The following is a 13,604-nucleotide window of genomic DNA, read 5'->3' as shown; positions in this document are numbered from 1 at the left end:
TTCTCCTTACATGTAGTTATTAAACTCAATTTCTGGGAAATATCGTATATTTAGTTTTTTACGCCTTGCTAGCTTTATTTCACGCTGCATTCCCTTTGAGAATATATTACCGAATATCCATATCTCGTCGCATTTAGCAAGGATAATACGGTTCATAAACAGTGCCAGCTCACGCTCGGCTGGTATGTCGTCATTAAGAAAAAGCGGAAAAAGCAGATGCGGAGCAAAGGGTATAGCATGATTCTCCACTGCAAATTTGCAGTATTGCTTGGCATTACGTATATTCTCCTCCCTATCTCCCAAAGAAAACGGAGAACAGATATACACGAATGGACGGTATTTTCTCTTTATTTTATCAGCTCGTTCCTCACGCTGGATACGGCTGAGTGCTTCATATTCTGTTGGGCTTGCATAGCCTTCGCTGTTTCTGTAGTTCATTTTTTACTCCTTTCGCCCGTAATGTGGGACAGTGTTATCTGTCCCACGGGCATATATTATTTAGAATGGTACATCGCCGTCACTGAGTATTTCTTCAAAGTCGCTAAGATTCCCCATATCCACAGGTGTTCCTGCAAAAGCCTCTGCAGGTTTCTGCGCCACGGTATCTACAGTCACGGTGGGCTTATCCTTGTAAACGTGCCTGCACTCCGGAAATTTGGATTCATTCATGAATTTCACTATTTCACGCATCTGTCCGTTATACTCGTCATGCCCTACGGTCACACGCATTGCATGACCAATCAGCTCATCACAGAGCGCCTGCACATTTTCGTAACTTTTACCGCTTGGTAGTGCCGCCGCCTTTGCCAGAGACATGACCTGTTTGAAGCTGTATCCCTGTACCTGCATATCAGCCGGTGACGGCTCACGGCGCTTCCACAGAGTATAGAACAGTAAACGGTTCTGATACTTATGCTCAACGTCATTACGAATTACCAGTGTCAGATTCAATCCTGTTGCGCCGTTCTGAGTAGTTCTTTCCTCGATGGTTTTTATGATAACTTCATACTCCCCTTTGGGAATGAGATCGAAGCTGTTAACCTCGGAATAATCCGTTGAAAATCCCATATTATTATTGTCCTCCTGTTACAAGTTGTACTGCTTCCTCGGGACTTCTGCAAACGCCAGCGATTGCACCGTTTTTACGCATGGTCTCGAGGAAGTTATTCTGTTGGTCCGTTGGTCTGCCTTGTGTAGTTTTTACCTCGATGAACACGGCTCTGCCATCGACTTTGCGTACTCCGAAAAGATCTGAGAAACCTTTGGGAACTCCCGTATCGAAGTATCTGCCGTCTGGAGTATAGCCCTTGCCTACGTTAATTCTGAACATCACGCAGGTATCCGCAAGTGCAAGCCGTATTTCATTCTGTATTCTGTGTTCCTCTGTCATAACCATCCTCTATTCTTTGCCTGATAGTAGACCCATCCCTGCTTATATCCGTGTCGTTTGGCATATACTGAAAGCTCCTGCATATTCCTGCACTGAGCTGCGTCCTCATATTCAAGTATAAAGCCTGATATTTTCTGAAGTTCGGCATTATCTTTTTGTTCTATCCTGCGCTCATGTTTTGAGAACTGGTATCCGCAGGCGGGACAAACAGATCTCCCGAATGATGGAGGCTCAAATGTATAATAGCACTGCGGACACTGCTTGACCTTTACATCAGATACAGCTTCAGACTGCCCGCGCTTTGCCTTTTTTGCATTCAGATCCCATTTCCGGTCTGCATCTGGCATTCCGAAGCGGGCATAATTACCGACATGATCAATAATTATAGCTCTTTTTCCCGGCTTATACCTCATGCACCGCATTGACTGCTGAATGTACAAAGTGAGACTTTTCGTCGGTCGGAGCAGTATAGCGCAGCTGCAGTCAGGAACGTCGAAGCCCTCAGATATCAGGTCTACGTTACAGAGTATCTTTATATCTCCGCTTCTAAAGGCTGCTATTATTCTATCTCTTTCTGCTTTGGGTGTACCTCCGTCGATATGAGCTGCGGTAATACCTGCGGCACTGAATTCATCAGCCATAGTTCTGGAGTGGTTCACGGATACACAGTAGCAGATAGCCTGTCTGCCTCCTGCAAGCTGCATATAGTGACGTATTGCATCTCCGAAAACAGCTGTTTTCAGAAGTGCCTTTTCCGCTGATTTTGTCTCGTATTCGCCATGGAGTATCCTTATTCCGGTAAGATCTGCTATAGTAGGCGCATAATAATCGTAGGGAGAGAGATAATGGTTTGCGATAAGCCACTTAGCTGATACACCTTCGATAAGAATATCGTTGACATCACCAAGACCACTACCGTCAAGCCGAACAGGTGTTGCTGTCACTCCAAGCCTGCACACATCGGGAAAAGCGTCGTAAATACGACGGTATGTTGCTGCCTTGGAATGATGGTTCTCGTCTGTTATGATCAGGGATGGCTTTATAAGCTTTGAAACTCTTCGTGATGCTGTCTGTACCATCATGACCTCCGTTTTACTCATATCCACGCCCCATCTGCTAAAGGTCCGCTGTATCTGCTCCACCAGTTCACGACGATGGACCAGAAACAGAACATTGTTATTCTTCGCAGTTGTACGTTTTGCGATTTCTGCCACTATTATTGATTTGCCGCCCCCGCATGGGAGAACCACGCATGGTGCCTTATAACCGGTAAGAAACGCTTTACGAACACGGTTTATAATATCATTCTGATAGGGCCTGAGCATTTTCTCCATCCTTGCGTTTCTTTATTTCCTGAGCCATGCAGCTCCAGCATAGCTTTCTACCAAAGTTTTTCATTGTACCGTCAGCTATCTGTTCAGCAGATCTGCCCTGAGCTGATACAATCAGACCTCCGCAGTCAGCGCACCTGTCAGGTTCAACACCTCCACTTAGCCATTCCTTGAGCTGCCTACCAAGTTCAGGAGTTATTATACCTGTCCATGAATCGAGGAACGTTGTATCCTTTGAGGTTGAGGCTGTATGGCTTCTGGCAATATTGAAAACTATATCGAACTCGTACTCCGTATTTTCGCGCTGTACAGGGGCAAGTCCTATTTTTACAGGAACTGTTTTGCCACGCTCATTCTGCTCCATAGCGTATGCCATTTTTGAGCGCATAGTTACGATAATATGGCAGTCTGCAGACAGCAGCGTATTCACAAGGTGGTTCTGTATTTTGCCTGCCTCATTCCAAACTGTAAAGCTGTTTTTATTCTGTGTCTGCTCTAGTTCTGTCTTCAGATCCAGGACGCCGCCCTCATTATCCCAGGCATGACTGAAGCTATCCACGATTACTACTCCGTCAGGTCCTACTGCAGCAGTAGCCTCCTTGACCTTGTCAATATACCTGTCAGGAGAATATGGTGGAGCCAGCTCGTCATACAGAAATGAGCCTGTTTCGAGATCACTCCTTTCAGCGTAAAACTGAGCTCTTCCATGTTCCGTATCTATAAGAGCAATTTTACTCCAGTCACCTGTAACGCCGTAAGCAAGATATAATGCGGACAGTGTTTTTCCTGCACCGCTTGGACCTGCCAGCGCCACTCGCATTTTTGCGGCTTTTCGCTGAGCTTTTTTGAATGCCATATATTTCCCTCCTCACTTAATCTGTATATTTTGACGCTCAACAAGCTGTGCGCCTTTTATTACCTCTCCTGCAAGCAAAGCAGCTTTAATTGCAGCCTTATCAGGAGTATAGGTAACCTTTTTCACGTTCCACTTTTTTGGAAGAAGTTCCGCATTTATCTCCGTAGCAGTCGATCTGCGGAAGCTGATACGCACCCTTGCAGTTTCAAACGACTGGGTACAGAGTGCATTTGACAGCCAGTTTCTTAGAGAAGCTGCCTTATTCTCGGCTATCTTCATGCGCTTGTCAAGTGCATCACGCTCGGCTTTTATTGCAGCTGCATCCGACTCAAGATTTTTCACCCACAGCGCCACATTCTCGAGCTTGGCATTGCGCTCCATGAACAGAGCACTGAGCATTTCCTCGTTGATTATTTCGCCAGTATCAGCGTCCACACAGCCGCTTATAGCAGAATCGATCTCATACAGCGTCGACATCTTTGCAGTCCTCCTTCATATTTGTCATGTTTATCGGCGGCATTTTAGAGTTTTCCTGCTCGATAAGGCATTGCTTTGCCATTTCATCCGCGACTGCACTTATAAAGATGAGCGCGTCTGCCATGTACTTTCTCTGTTTTTTGTTCATTTCAATTCCTCCATTTGTAGTGTGATTAATAACGATGTCCTTTCGTCCGAAGAGTAATTACAGGATAAGCCTAACACTGCAAAAAAAGAGCGTACACAGAGAAAGGCTATCACAGTGACAGCTGACAATAGAAAATATATATCAGCTGTATGAAATATCCTGCACCCTCTATGTACACTCAGGGCAAGTTATTCTTTTCTCAGTCGTTTGACTGTGTATATATCATATCATTTTCAAAACAGCATTAACATAGATAATAAACCGACCATATTTTTTGTTAATTATGTCCTAATACAAGCAAATCTAATCGTTAAACGAGTAATAATGCACTATTTATATTAACATACTATTAACAAAATATTACCTAACTATTTCTACATCTTAAACATGGTCGGTTTGCATCCGACCAACGACTAGGCATAAAAAAAGAGACCCAAAGATCTCTGTAATTATGATGTGTCGTCTATCGTTATATGGAAAATCATTTAAAGGATAACCGTATTAAATACAAAACTATTTTTACACAAGTTGTTGACGTATCCGACTATATATGTTATAATATATTTCGACTAAATGAAAATTAAATATCCAATATTAACAATTAAAAAAGGAAGGGGGAGGTATTATATTTTAATGATATTTTTTATTCATTTGGTCTTTGAATAATTTATTAAATAAGGAGTATGTTAAAAATGAAGAATATTTCCAAACCATTCATAAGTGTCTTCATAAGTATTTTAATGATCTTAACAGTATTACCTGTATCTGCTTCTGCAGCGAACAACAGTTTTCAATATTGGGATCATTCTGAGCCAACTCGTCAGCTTTATTACAACGGAGGTTCACAGCTGTACGGAGATGACGTAATGTGGTTTCAGTGTGCTATAAATGACCTTGTTATGAATGGAGATGTCAATGGCATTCATCTTAATACTTCCCAATTAAGTGTTGACGGATATTTTGGTCCGGCATCAAAAACAGCACTTCTGAAGTTTCAGAGCAGTTATGGTTTAACAGCAGATGGTTATTTTGGAACTAATTCCAGAAATAAAATGAAGGCTGTACTTAGACCTCATACTTCTTCATCATCTTCATCATCTTCATCTTCGTCGTCATCATCGTCATCTTCTCAAGCAAGCTATGGCCCTGTACCGTATGTTATATATGATGGTATTTATTACATTCGCAATAAGAAATCCAACAAATACATGGATGTTGAATCAAATGGTACTCAAAATGGCGCAAGAATAATACAGCATTCATTACATGGTGGTGCTAATCAGCAGTTCAGAATTAAATATGAGAGCACAGGCTTCTATAAAATTTATCCAATGAACTGTGAGAATATGTGTTTTGATCTGTGGAGTGCAAAAGATGCAAATTCAAATGGTACTGATCTGAAGATTTACTATGCTTTAAATTCTTATACAGAACAGAACTTCAGATTCAGACCTATGATTGATGGCAGTGTTGAAATTGGTTCAGCAAATAGTTATGGTGAAAAAGTACTCGAAGTTACAAATTCTTCTATGGATAATTGTGCTGGTGTTCAACTTTGGCAAAGAAGTGATTCAAGAGATAATGATAACTGGTATCTAGAACGTGTAGACCGTCAGCAGCCTAATCTTCCTAATAAGTATGAAGCAGGAAACAGCACATATCCCCTTGGTTCTATTTGTTATGGAGGCTATAGATATAAGATTGTAACAACTGATGATATTCGGCCAAATGGTCTTACTATTGAACATAAATTAACCAAGAGAGACTCTAATTTTAATTGGACTGAATTTTTAAGTCTCGAATTAGAGGGTGAAGATTATCATTCATATGGAGTTGTTAAAACAGGTTTGGCTCTTCAGACATTAAGTGCAGCTGCGAATGCTCGTGATACTGTCGATGTAACTGTAACTCTATATAAATCTCAGGAAAATGTTAGAACTGCAACTATAACAATTGCTGATTCACAGATTAGAAAACTAATGGATAAATACGCAGATTTGACACTCCCTTATAAAGAAATGAAAGATGGCAGAAAAATGCAGATGCATTTTGATAGAAATCACATAGGTTATAGTCAGTACCATTATAATGGTTATATAAATAGAAATGGAGCTTTCTGCATAGCATTCCGCGGATATACTGAAGATTATATAAAAGTAAGTGAATCTTCAGCTTGGGATTCAAAATTCAACGTAATTCCTTGGTATGGTTATGGATATGATATGAAGCACCAAACTCCTTTTGAAGCAATGCAAGCACCTTCCGGTTACTTAAATCTTCTCAATGACTGTCTTAAATGATAACTGCTTTTCCTCAAAACTATAGATGACATCCTCGATAATTCAAGCTTTTCAACGTTTTTTGTACTTTTGCTTGCACTATTATTATATCACTTAATACATTTTTATTATTTCAACGAATGTTTGCGTTTTGAGGAGAAACATCGAATTAACAGTCACACATAAGAACATAATACCCTCGCCTAACATGTTGTCACATTAGGCGAGGGTATCTTTATCTTTTATTCCATTACATTCACAATACAATTTTCCGTATACAAACGAAAAAACAGTAATGTTATACTGCTTCTTTTTTCTTTCTCGCCTTTCTCTTTGGCTCCTCATTCTCTCTGGTCCATGGAGTAAAGCCTTCTGATCTCAGCAGGTCATTTATCTGAAAAACATTTGCTTCCGGCAACAGATCCAGTATTGTCAGATACATTCTATGAGCAGGATTCTCCATATCGAACTCAACTCTTGCCTTATGCATCAAATCAACACGGAAAGCTTCCTCGAGCTCGAGAGCTACACAGAACGCAAGTATTGTCTCAAGTTTGAACTTGCCCGCTGCCTTTCTGCCTTTACGAAGTTTCATTACTGTATCAACACCCATGCCGCTTCGATCGGCAACTTCGTCCACAGTAACACCACACCGCTGCATATGGAATATGACTGCACGAGCCATTTCATCCTGAACAGGATGCTCTTCAAGCTTCATACTATCGTCTGAAAGCTCATATAGCGCGAGTCGTATCTTCTTTCTCTGCTCGTCCGTAAGCACACGGTTTTCATCATTTATCGGTGTCAGGGCTTCCTTATGCAGTTCACCGTATGTATAGCTGTAGTCGAACTCAGCATAGACTCTCTTAAAATCCAGGCAGCACTCTGCCATATGATGCCTTGCATATTCTGTAAGGCCTACGCCCGTAGCATTTTCTTTATGAACGTATTTATCGCTGTTGATAACAACATGTCCGTCTACATATATGAATTTCTTTGTACGTAACAGCTTTGCAAAGATTTCGCATGAAGCATATACATCCGCTATCTGGCGCAGTGATAAAGTATAGGTGTAGTCATCAGGGAAATCATATTCTACATCATAATCCTCAACATAGCCTGATATATTATACACGTATACGCCTCGGACTTCCAGCCAGCCAAGCTCTGCTATTCTTTTCTTTGCAGTATTTCTGGTTACTCCGAATTTTCCTTTTACAAGATTTATAAGGCCCCTATAATCATTCCAGTCCGGTTCTCCCGGATGCCTGTCTAGATACGAAACTATGACATCAGTTGTCTGTTCCTCTGGCATCTGTATAAAGCGAGGAATCGCTGTCGCCTGTGTCTCCATCCATTTAAGACAGCTTTTCTGAGACTTAGAATAGAAGTAATCGTTGAACTCAGGCATCTTTCGTCCGACCATTTTCCTGTAATAGCTCTGAAGCTCATAGAACAGGTTATGAAGATAAAAATGAACGCACTCATGAATAATAGCGTTCTGCGCCTCGTCATTATCAACGATGTTATCTATAAAGATAGTTGGTCCTGTTACATGGAGCTTTTTAGCTCTTCCCTGCTCATTATACACCATTGTATCTCCTTTTTCAAGAATAAGCTTTGATCTTACGCTGCCATTCTTAGATAAACGGGCATATCTGATATCCAGTCCCATAGCTTTGGCAATAGCTGTAGTATTTACACGACATGGATAATTCGCCTTATACGGATAATACTTATCAACTATTTCATCCGCAATACTTTCAAAATCCTTCTTTGAAAGTATTGGCACAAGGTATTCATCCATCGGATTACACAGCCGTATATATTGGTCGTTATATAGCTCTGCATCAAGTAAAAAGTCTGATCTGCCTCCTGATACATATACACCGTGCACGATATATTTCTGGCAGCAACGATATGATCCTTCTGCAAAGACTACATTACAGATAACATACATAGAAAACGACTCTTGATCAATACGGTCATATCTGCCGTCCTCTATGATAACGGTTTCAATATCAGCCTTATCTGTTATACCCCATGGAAGAGAAAGCTGTCTGTAAAAATGCAGTTCACGTATAAAGCAACCATAGTCTGCAGTATAATTCCATCTGAGAAAATCTGTAAAAGATACTATCTCCGGTAGCTCACCGTTCCATTCTGGATTTCGTATAACCTTATACTGTCCCGGATGAACCTTATCCGGAATATGAAGAAAAGATCCTCTATTAATATATATTGTCATTTACGCCCTCCTATTTCGCAACTTGTATTCTGACTCCATTCTTTTGTTATTCCCTATATCTTTCTGTAGCGAATTGGGTTGATGGCGAAGTGTACCGGTATACTCCCCTGCCCTCTGCTGCACACACCCTACAGCAAAAGGCTCATTTATATATAGACAGAATACCAGCAACTATATTATATCACACTGAATTTTATTTTGCAAGCAATATTTTCTATTGACAAATCATTTTTAGTGTGTTATAGTATATATAAAGACAACGTAATAAGGAGTTTTTTAAGACTTAAACCATTATCAGTGTTGAAAATGGCTTGAAAAACTTTGTAGACATTCACAGTTTCTTATTTAACTATTTGTTATCCGAAAGGAGTCTGTTATGAAACAGGAGGACAAAAAGCCTAAAATATCAAAAAGCAACAATAAAAGCAATATCACGAATCCTGTACATCTGAAGGATGCGCACGCTGTCGGAAAGCGTATTAAATATTACAGAGAACGTCTCGGCCTTGAGCAGAAGGCTGTAGCCAGCGTAGTAGGTATAACTCCTAATGCTGTCAGCAACTGGGAAAGCGGAAGAACAAGGCCTGATTTCAGCGTCGTTCCCACATTATGTGACCTGCTCGGAATATCCCTTTATGAGTTATACGGCATCGATAATCCCACAAATATATATACTGAAAAAGAGCAGATGATGATAGAAGACTATCGTGGTATGACTCTTGGACATCAGCTTGCCGTTGACAATCTTATCTCTTCGCTAAAGACGGCAGAGTTTACAGGCAGATGCCCGGAAGTTATCAAACTCACATTCTGTGACAAGGGCCTCGCTGCAGGTTTTGACAGCGGCGTAGAATTTGAGGATGAAGGCGAGCCTATCTACCTCTACCCTCATACAAATACAGCTATACGTCAGGCTGATCTTGTATTTGCTGTAAACGGTGATAGTATGGAACCCGAGTATCATGACGGCGATATGGTTCTTGTTGAAAAGTACCCCGGTTGTCCCGAACTTCAATATGGTGAGGTCGGCGCTTTCATGGTCGGTAATAACACATATATTAAGGTATTAGAGGAAGACGGTCTTCATTCCTATAATAAAAAATACCCGCCCATGCATTTCAATGATGATGACAGCGTATACCTCATTGGTCGTGTACTGGGTATTCTGGATCCTGAATCTATCGCAAGTCAAGCAGATGCAGACAATTACGAGGCTTTACAAGGAGAATTGTAATATGGAAAAGTTAGACAATTCCTTTTTAACATACGCTTGCAGTATTCTTGCTGATACAAATAACGGATTAAGCGGCCATAAAATTGTTGAGCTTTGCAATTCATACGCCGTAGACTTTAATAAGATTATTCCTCATGCTTCTTATCCTTTTGAAGCAGCTAATAAACGTACCGCTTTGAAGGAAAATCTTCAAGTTTTTAGTGCTCCAGAACAATTTAGAATTATCAAAGAATTATGCGAAATATTTCCATCAGATTATAAAGAAATATCAGAATTAAAAAATAAACTATACTTAAGATATGGAATACTAGCTACAGAAAAAATCAGTGAAACAGAACTCATCCAAAAAACAAAGCACTGGCTATCTGGACATCCATTAGCATTAAAACAATATGACAGTGCTTTATCCAAGTATGAAGGTGGCATTTTTGAGAGAAATACCCTAGACGATTTACGTTTATCATTTGAACTGTTAGTTAAAGAGTTACTTTGTAACGACAAAAGCCTTGAAAACCAAATAAATGGTATATGTAGTATTCTTGATAAATCAGGTACTTCTACGGAACTGAAGAATATGGTTCCCAAAATAATCGACTATTATACAAAGTTTCAAAACAATCACGTTAAGCACAACGACAAAGTCAATAAAAATGAAATTGAGTATGTTATAGAACTTACTAGCATAATAATGAAGTTTTTAATAAAAGTTAATGAAAATCAGGCGTAAAGATTAACGCAAAAACATGATGATTATGTACATACTTTAATATTATCATAAAGAAGGAGGTCTGAAGTATGAAACAACCGGTAATAAGAATGGAACGTGTATATGTGAAGGTCAATTCTGATTTTGACTCTACAGGATATATGCAGCCAAGATCCATAACATGGAGTGACGGTCGTGTATTCCAAATTGAAGCCGTCAAGGATTTCAGACCTGCCGGCACTCATCATGACAGCCCAACCTGTGACTGCTATACTGTGGTAGTAAAAGGCGAAACAAAGTATCTGTACTTTCAGAAATCCAATAATCAGCATGCCAGCAGAGTCGGAAGATGGTATGTGGAGTGTCCGACTGTTATATAGCGGCACGTATTAGAAGGAGCGTGTTAATATGGACAAGGTATATATAGCTATCGACCTGAAAAGCTTCTATGCGTCGGTCGAATGCGTTGACCGTGAGCTTGATCCGCTTACCACAAACCTTGTCGTAGCAGATGAAACACGCACCGAGAAAACAATATGTCTGGCAGTTACACCATCACTGAAAGCTTATGGAATACCTGGTCGAGCCCGCTTGTTTGAAGTCATACAGGCAGTAAAGGAAATCAATCAGAAGCGCTTTAACTTGGCTTTTCGTAAAAGAATACTGCCAAAGAACGAGAAGGGACGTTATTGCTTCAGCTCATCATCATTTGATGCAGATGCTCTGGCAGCAGATCCGTCGCTGGAGCTTTCATATATAATAGCTCCTCCGCGAATGAGGCTGTATGAGGAGATAAGCACAAAGATATTCTCAATATATATGCGCTACATAAGCCCTGAAGATATACACGTTTATTCCATAGACGAATGCTTCATAGATGCTACAGGATATCTCAATACATATCGCATGACAGCCCACGAGCTTGCTATGACAATGATAAGAGAAGTCCTATATGAAACAGGTATTACTGCTACAGCAGGTATCGGAACTAACCTCTTCCTCGCAAAAGTCGCAATGGATATCGTTGCAAAGCATGTTCCTGCAGACAAGGACGGAGTCAGAATAGCGGAACTAAATGAGACCTCCTATCGTGAGATTCTCTGGTGCCACACTCCCATTACAGACTTCTGGGGTATTGGCGGAGGAACTGCAGCCAGTGTCGCTTCTCTCAACTGCTTTACTATGGGAGATATAGCGAGGCTGAGCACCATTAATGAAGACCTGTTATACAAATCACTTGGTGTAAAAGCTGAGATAGTAATTGATCACGCATGGGGCTGGGAACCGACTGAAATAAGTACTATAAAGTCATACAGGCCATACACAAACTCTCTTTCATCAGGACAGGTATTAAAAGAGCCGTATAACTGCAAATTAGCAAAACTGCTGGTTAGAGAAATGACAGAATTGCTTGTACTTGATATGGTAAGAAAGTATGTTGTCACAAAAAAGATTACTCTTACGATTGGTTATGATAGAAGCTCCCTACAACTTCTGATGCATGGAAAAACACCTAAAGAAGATGTCTACAAGATAACAACCACCGGAAATGTATATGAGGGTAAAGTCTCAAAGGACGGTTATGGTCGCATTATTCCGTACCACGCACATGGTACCGGAAACCTTGAGCAATGGACATCCTCAACAAATGAAATAGCAGACTGCATGATGCAGCTATATGACAGGATAATTAATCCGGATCTCTTGGTTCGCCGCATCAGCATATGTGCCTGCAATCTGATATATGAGAACAGTATTCCACAGGATGACGGTCCGGTTCAGCTTGAGCTGTTTGTAGACTATGAGGAAGAAGAACGAAAGAAAGCCCAAAAGAAGGAAAAAGCTGAAAAAGAACGGGCATTGCAGCGGGCAACGCTGCTCCTACAGGGCAAATACGGTAAGAATGCTGTTCTGAAAGGCATGAATCTTATTGAAGGCGGTACAACAATAGAACGTAATGGTCAGATCGGTGGCCATCGCGCAGCTGGTCCGGAGGTGAAGAAGAATGGTAAAAAATAACGACGCGAGAGTCGTTTATGCAGACATATTCGATCTTCCCCACTGGCGATCACATAAACACCCGCCGATGTCAGCATACGAAAGGGCAGCACAGTTTTCAGCCTTTAACGCTCTTGAGGGATATGAAGACATGGTAGGTGAAGAAGCACGTATTGTAGGAGAGCAAGAGAAACTTACGGAAATGGAGATGGAGATATTGAATCAGAAGATAAACCTTATTGCTGATGTACTAGAAGACGGACATCACCCTATACTGACATTTACATATTTTTTAAATGACAGAATGAAGCAGGGCGGCTCATATGTCACCATGACCGAGCGCGTCAGAAAAATAGATGCTGTAAACCGTAAGATTGTGCTATACAAGACCGTAGGTACCAGTCAAAGATACATGGAACTTGATATGGATAAAATAAAGGATATATCAGGTGATCTTGTAAGCCATATCTTTGAATCCGCATAATACGGAGGTGTATATATGACCAGCATTAATATACCCAGAGAATTACTGCCTGAGGGAATAAAGAATCCTGCTATATTTTTCGCTGAGAAACGCCCTAATCTCCCAGACTGTGGAATAGATACCGGAGATATTGTTGTAATCTGGAATTGTCAAGAAATGTGCAGTCGGAGAACACCCAAAATCTTGGATAGGCAGGAGTCAGGCAGCATGATGAGCCGACTTGGTTGAAGTTCTTAATGTCACAGGTGGGAGACCGCCTTCGTTGAAGCTGTTGATCCTTTGTGTGTTGTAATAGCCGAAGATATATCTGAAGATGACAGTTTTGACCTCTTCACGCTTCATTCTGTAGGTCGGTATCTGATACAGCTTTTCTTTTTTCAGTGTGGCAAAGAAGCTCTCCATACGAGCGTTGTCATAGCAATGAGCAGTGCCGCTGAGGCTTTGAATGAGCCC

General features: G+C 40.9%; 15 protein-coding genes. 6 read left to right on the top strand and 9 right to left on the bottom strand.

Annotation, left to right across the window (positions count from 1 at the left end; genetic code table 11):
• Nucleotides 1–6: 6 nt before the first annotated feature.
• The 7 genes from T497_RS0108275 to T497_RS18275 are packed head-to-tail and all read right to left on the bottom strand — an operon-like array spanning nt 7 to nt 4,202.
• Entirely contained in the window at nt 7–438 is a 432-nt protein-coding gene (locus T497_RS0108275; RefSeq protein WP_028515210.1) for a DUF4406 domain-containing protein, read from the bottom strand.
• A 60-nt stretch (nt 439–498) separates the two neighbouring features.
• Nucleotides 499–1,068, bottom strand: coding sequence for a DUF669 domain-containing protein (locus T497_RS17495; RefSeq protein ID WP_051530587.1), 570 nt, complete (start codon nt 1,066–1,068; stop codon nt 499–501).
• Between the two features lie 4 nt (nt 1,069–1,072).
• Nucleotides 1,073–1,390: a VRR-NUC domain-containing protein gene (locus T497_RS0108265; RefSeq protein WP_028515209.1), complete on the bottom strand. Its 318-nt coding sequence runs from the start codon at nt 1,388–1,390 to the stop codon at nt 1,073–1,075.
• Nucleotides 1,387–2,715, bottom strand: coding sequence for a DEAD/DEAH box helicase (locus T497_RS0108260; RefSeq protein ID WP_207640328.1), 1,329 nt, complete (start codon nt 2,713–2,715; stop codon nt 1,387–1,389). Before T497_RS0108260 ends, T497_RS0108265 begins: the two co-directional genes overlap by 4 nt.
• Nucleotides 2,693–3,577 (bottom strand): AAA family ATPase, encoded by an 885-nt coding sequence (locus T497_RS0108255; protein ID WP_028515207.1) that lies wholly within the window; start codon nt 3,575–3,577, stop codon nt 2,693–2,695. Before T497_RS0108255 ends, T497_RS0108260 begins: the two co-directional genes overlap by 23 nt.
• A gap of 12 nt (nt 3,578–3,589) precedes the next feature.
• Complete coding sequence (locus T497_RS0108250; protein ID WP_028515206.1) at nt 3,590–4,054, bottom strand: siphovirus Gp157 family protein; 465 nt, start codon at nt 4,052–4,054, stop codon at nt 3,590–3,592.
• Nucleotides 4,038–4,202, bottom strand: coding sequence for a hypothetical protein (locus T497_RS18275; RefSeq protein WP_155266870.1), 165 nt, complete (start codon nt 4,200–4,202; stop codon nt 4,038–4,040). The genes T497_RS0108250 and T497_RS18275 overlap by 17 nt, the downstream gene beginning before the upstream one ends.
• 692 nt (nt 4,203–4,894) lie before the next feature.
• Between T497_RS18275 and T497_RS0108240 the strand changes: the two genes are divergently transcribed.
• On the top strand, nt 4,895–6,502 hold the full coding sequence (locus T497_RS0108240; RefSeq protein ID WP_028515205.1) for an RICIN domain-containing protein: 1,608 nt from the start codon (nt 4,895–4,897) through the stop codon (nt 6,500–6,502).
• 277 nt (nt 6,503–6,779) lie between these two features.
• Here the strand turns inward: T497_RS0108240 and T497_RS0108235 are convergent, their stop codons facing one another.
• On the bottom strand, nt 6,780–8,729 hold the full coding sequence (locus T497_RS0108235) for a helix-turn-helix domain-containing protein (RefSeq protein WP_028515204.1): 1,950 nt from the start codon (nt 8,727–8,729) through the stop codon (nt 6,780–6,782).
• A gap of 376 nt (nt 8,730–9,105) precedes the next feature.
• Here T497_RS0108235 and T497_RS17490 point away from each other — a divergent pair, with 376 nt between their 5' ends.
• The 5 genes from T497_RS17490 (at nt 9,106) to T497_RS0108210 (ending at nt 13,151) form a co-directional block, all read left to right on the top strand.
• Nucleotides 9,106–9,963, top strand: coding sequence for an XRE family transcriptional regulator (locus T497_RS17490; RefSeq protein ID WP_051530586.1), 858 nt, complete (start codon nt 9,106–9,108; stop codon nt 9,961–9,963).
• 1 nt (nt 9,964) lies between these two features.
• Nucleotides 9,965–10,690: a hypothetical protein gene (locus T497_RS0108225; RefSeq protein WP_028515203.1), complete on the top strand. Its 726-nt coding sequence runs from the start codon at nt 9,965–9,967 to the stop codon at nt 10,688–10,690.
• A 68-nt stretch (nt 10,691–10,758) separates the two neighbouring features.
• Nucleotides 10,759–11,049: a hypothetical protein gene (locus tag T497_RS0108220; protein WP_028515202.1), complete on the top strand. Its 291-nt coding sequence runs from the start codon at nt 10,759–10,761 to the stop codon at nt 11,047–11,049.
• Between the two features lie 28 nt (nt 11,050–11,077).
• Nucleotides 11,078–12,688, top strand: coding sequence for a DNA methylase (locus T497_RS16275; protein ID WP_051530585.1), 1,611 nt, complete (start codon nt 11,078–11,080; stop codon nt 12,686–12,688).
• Nucleotides 12,675–13,151: a hypothetical protein gene (locus tag T497_RS0108210; protein ID WP_028515201.1), complete on the top strand. Its 477-nt coding sequence runs from the start codon at nt 12,675–12,677 to the stop codon at nt 13,149–13,151. The genes T497_RS16275 and T497_RS0108210 overlap by 14 nt, the downstream gene beginning before the upstream one ends.
• Before the next feature lie 198 nt (nt 13,152–13,349).
• Here the strand turns inward: T497_RS0108210 and T497_RS16270 are convergent.
• The coding region (locus T497_RS16270) for an IS3 family transposase (protein ID WP_242839993.1) at nt 13,350–13,604 on the bottom strand (255 nt) is incomplete at its 5' end.

This window comes from Ruminococcus flavefaciens MA2007 (assembly GCF_000621845.1).
In the GTDB taxonomy this organism is placed as follows: domain Bacteria; phylum Bacillota; class Clostridia; order Oscillospirales; family Ruminococcaceae; genus Ruminococcus; species Ruminococcus flavefaciens_E.
This window is presented reverse-complemented; position numbering and strand designations above follow the sequence as displayed.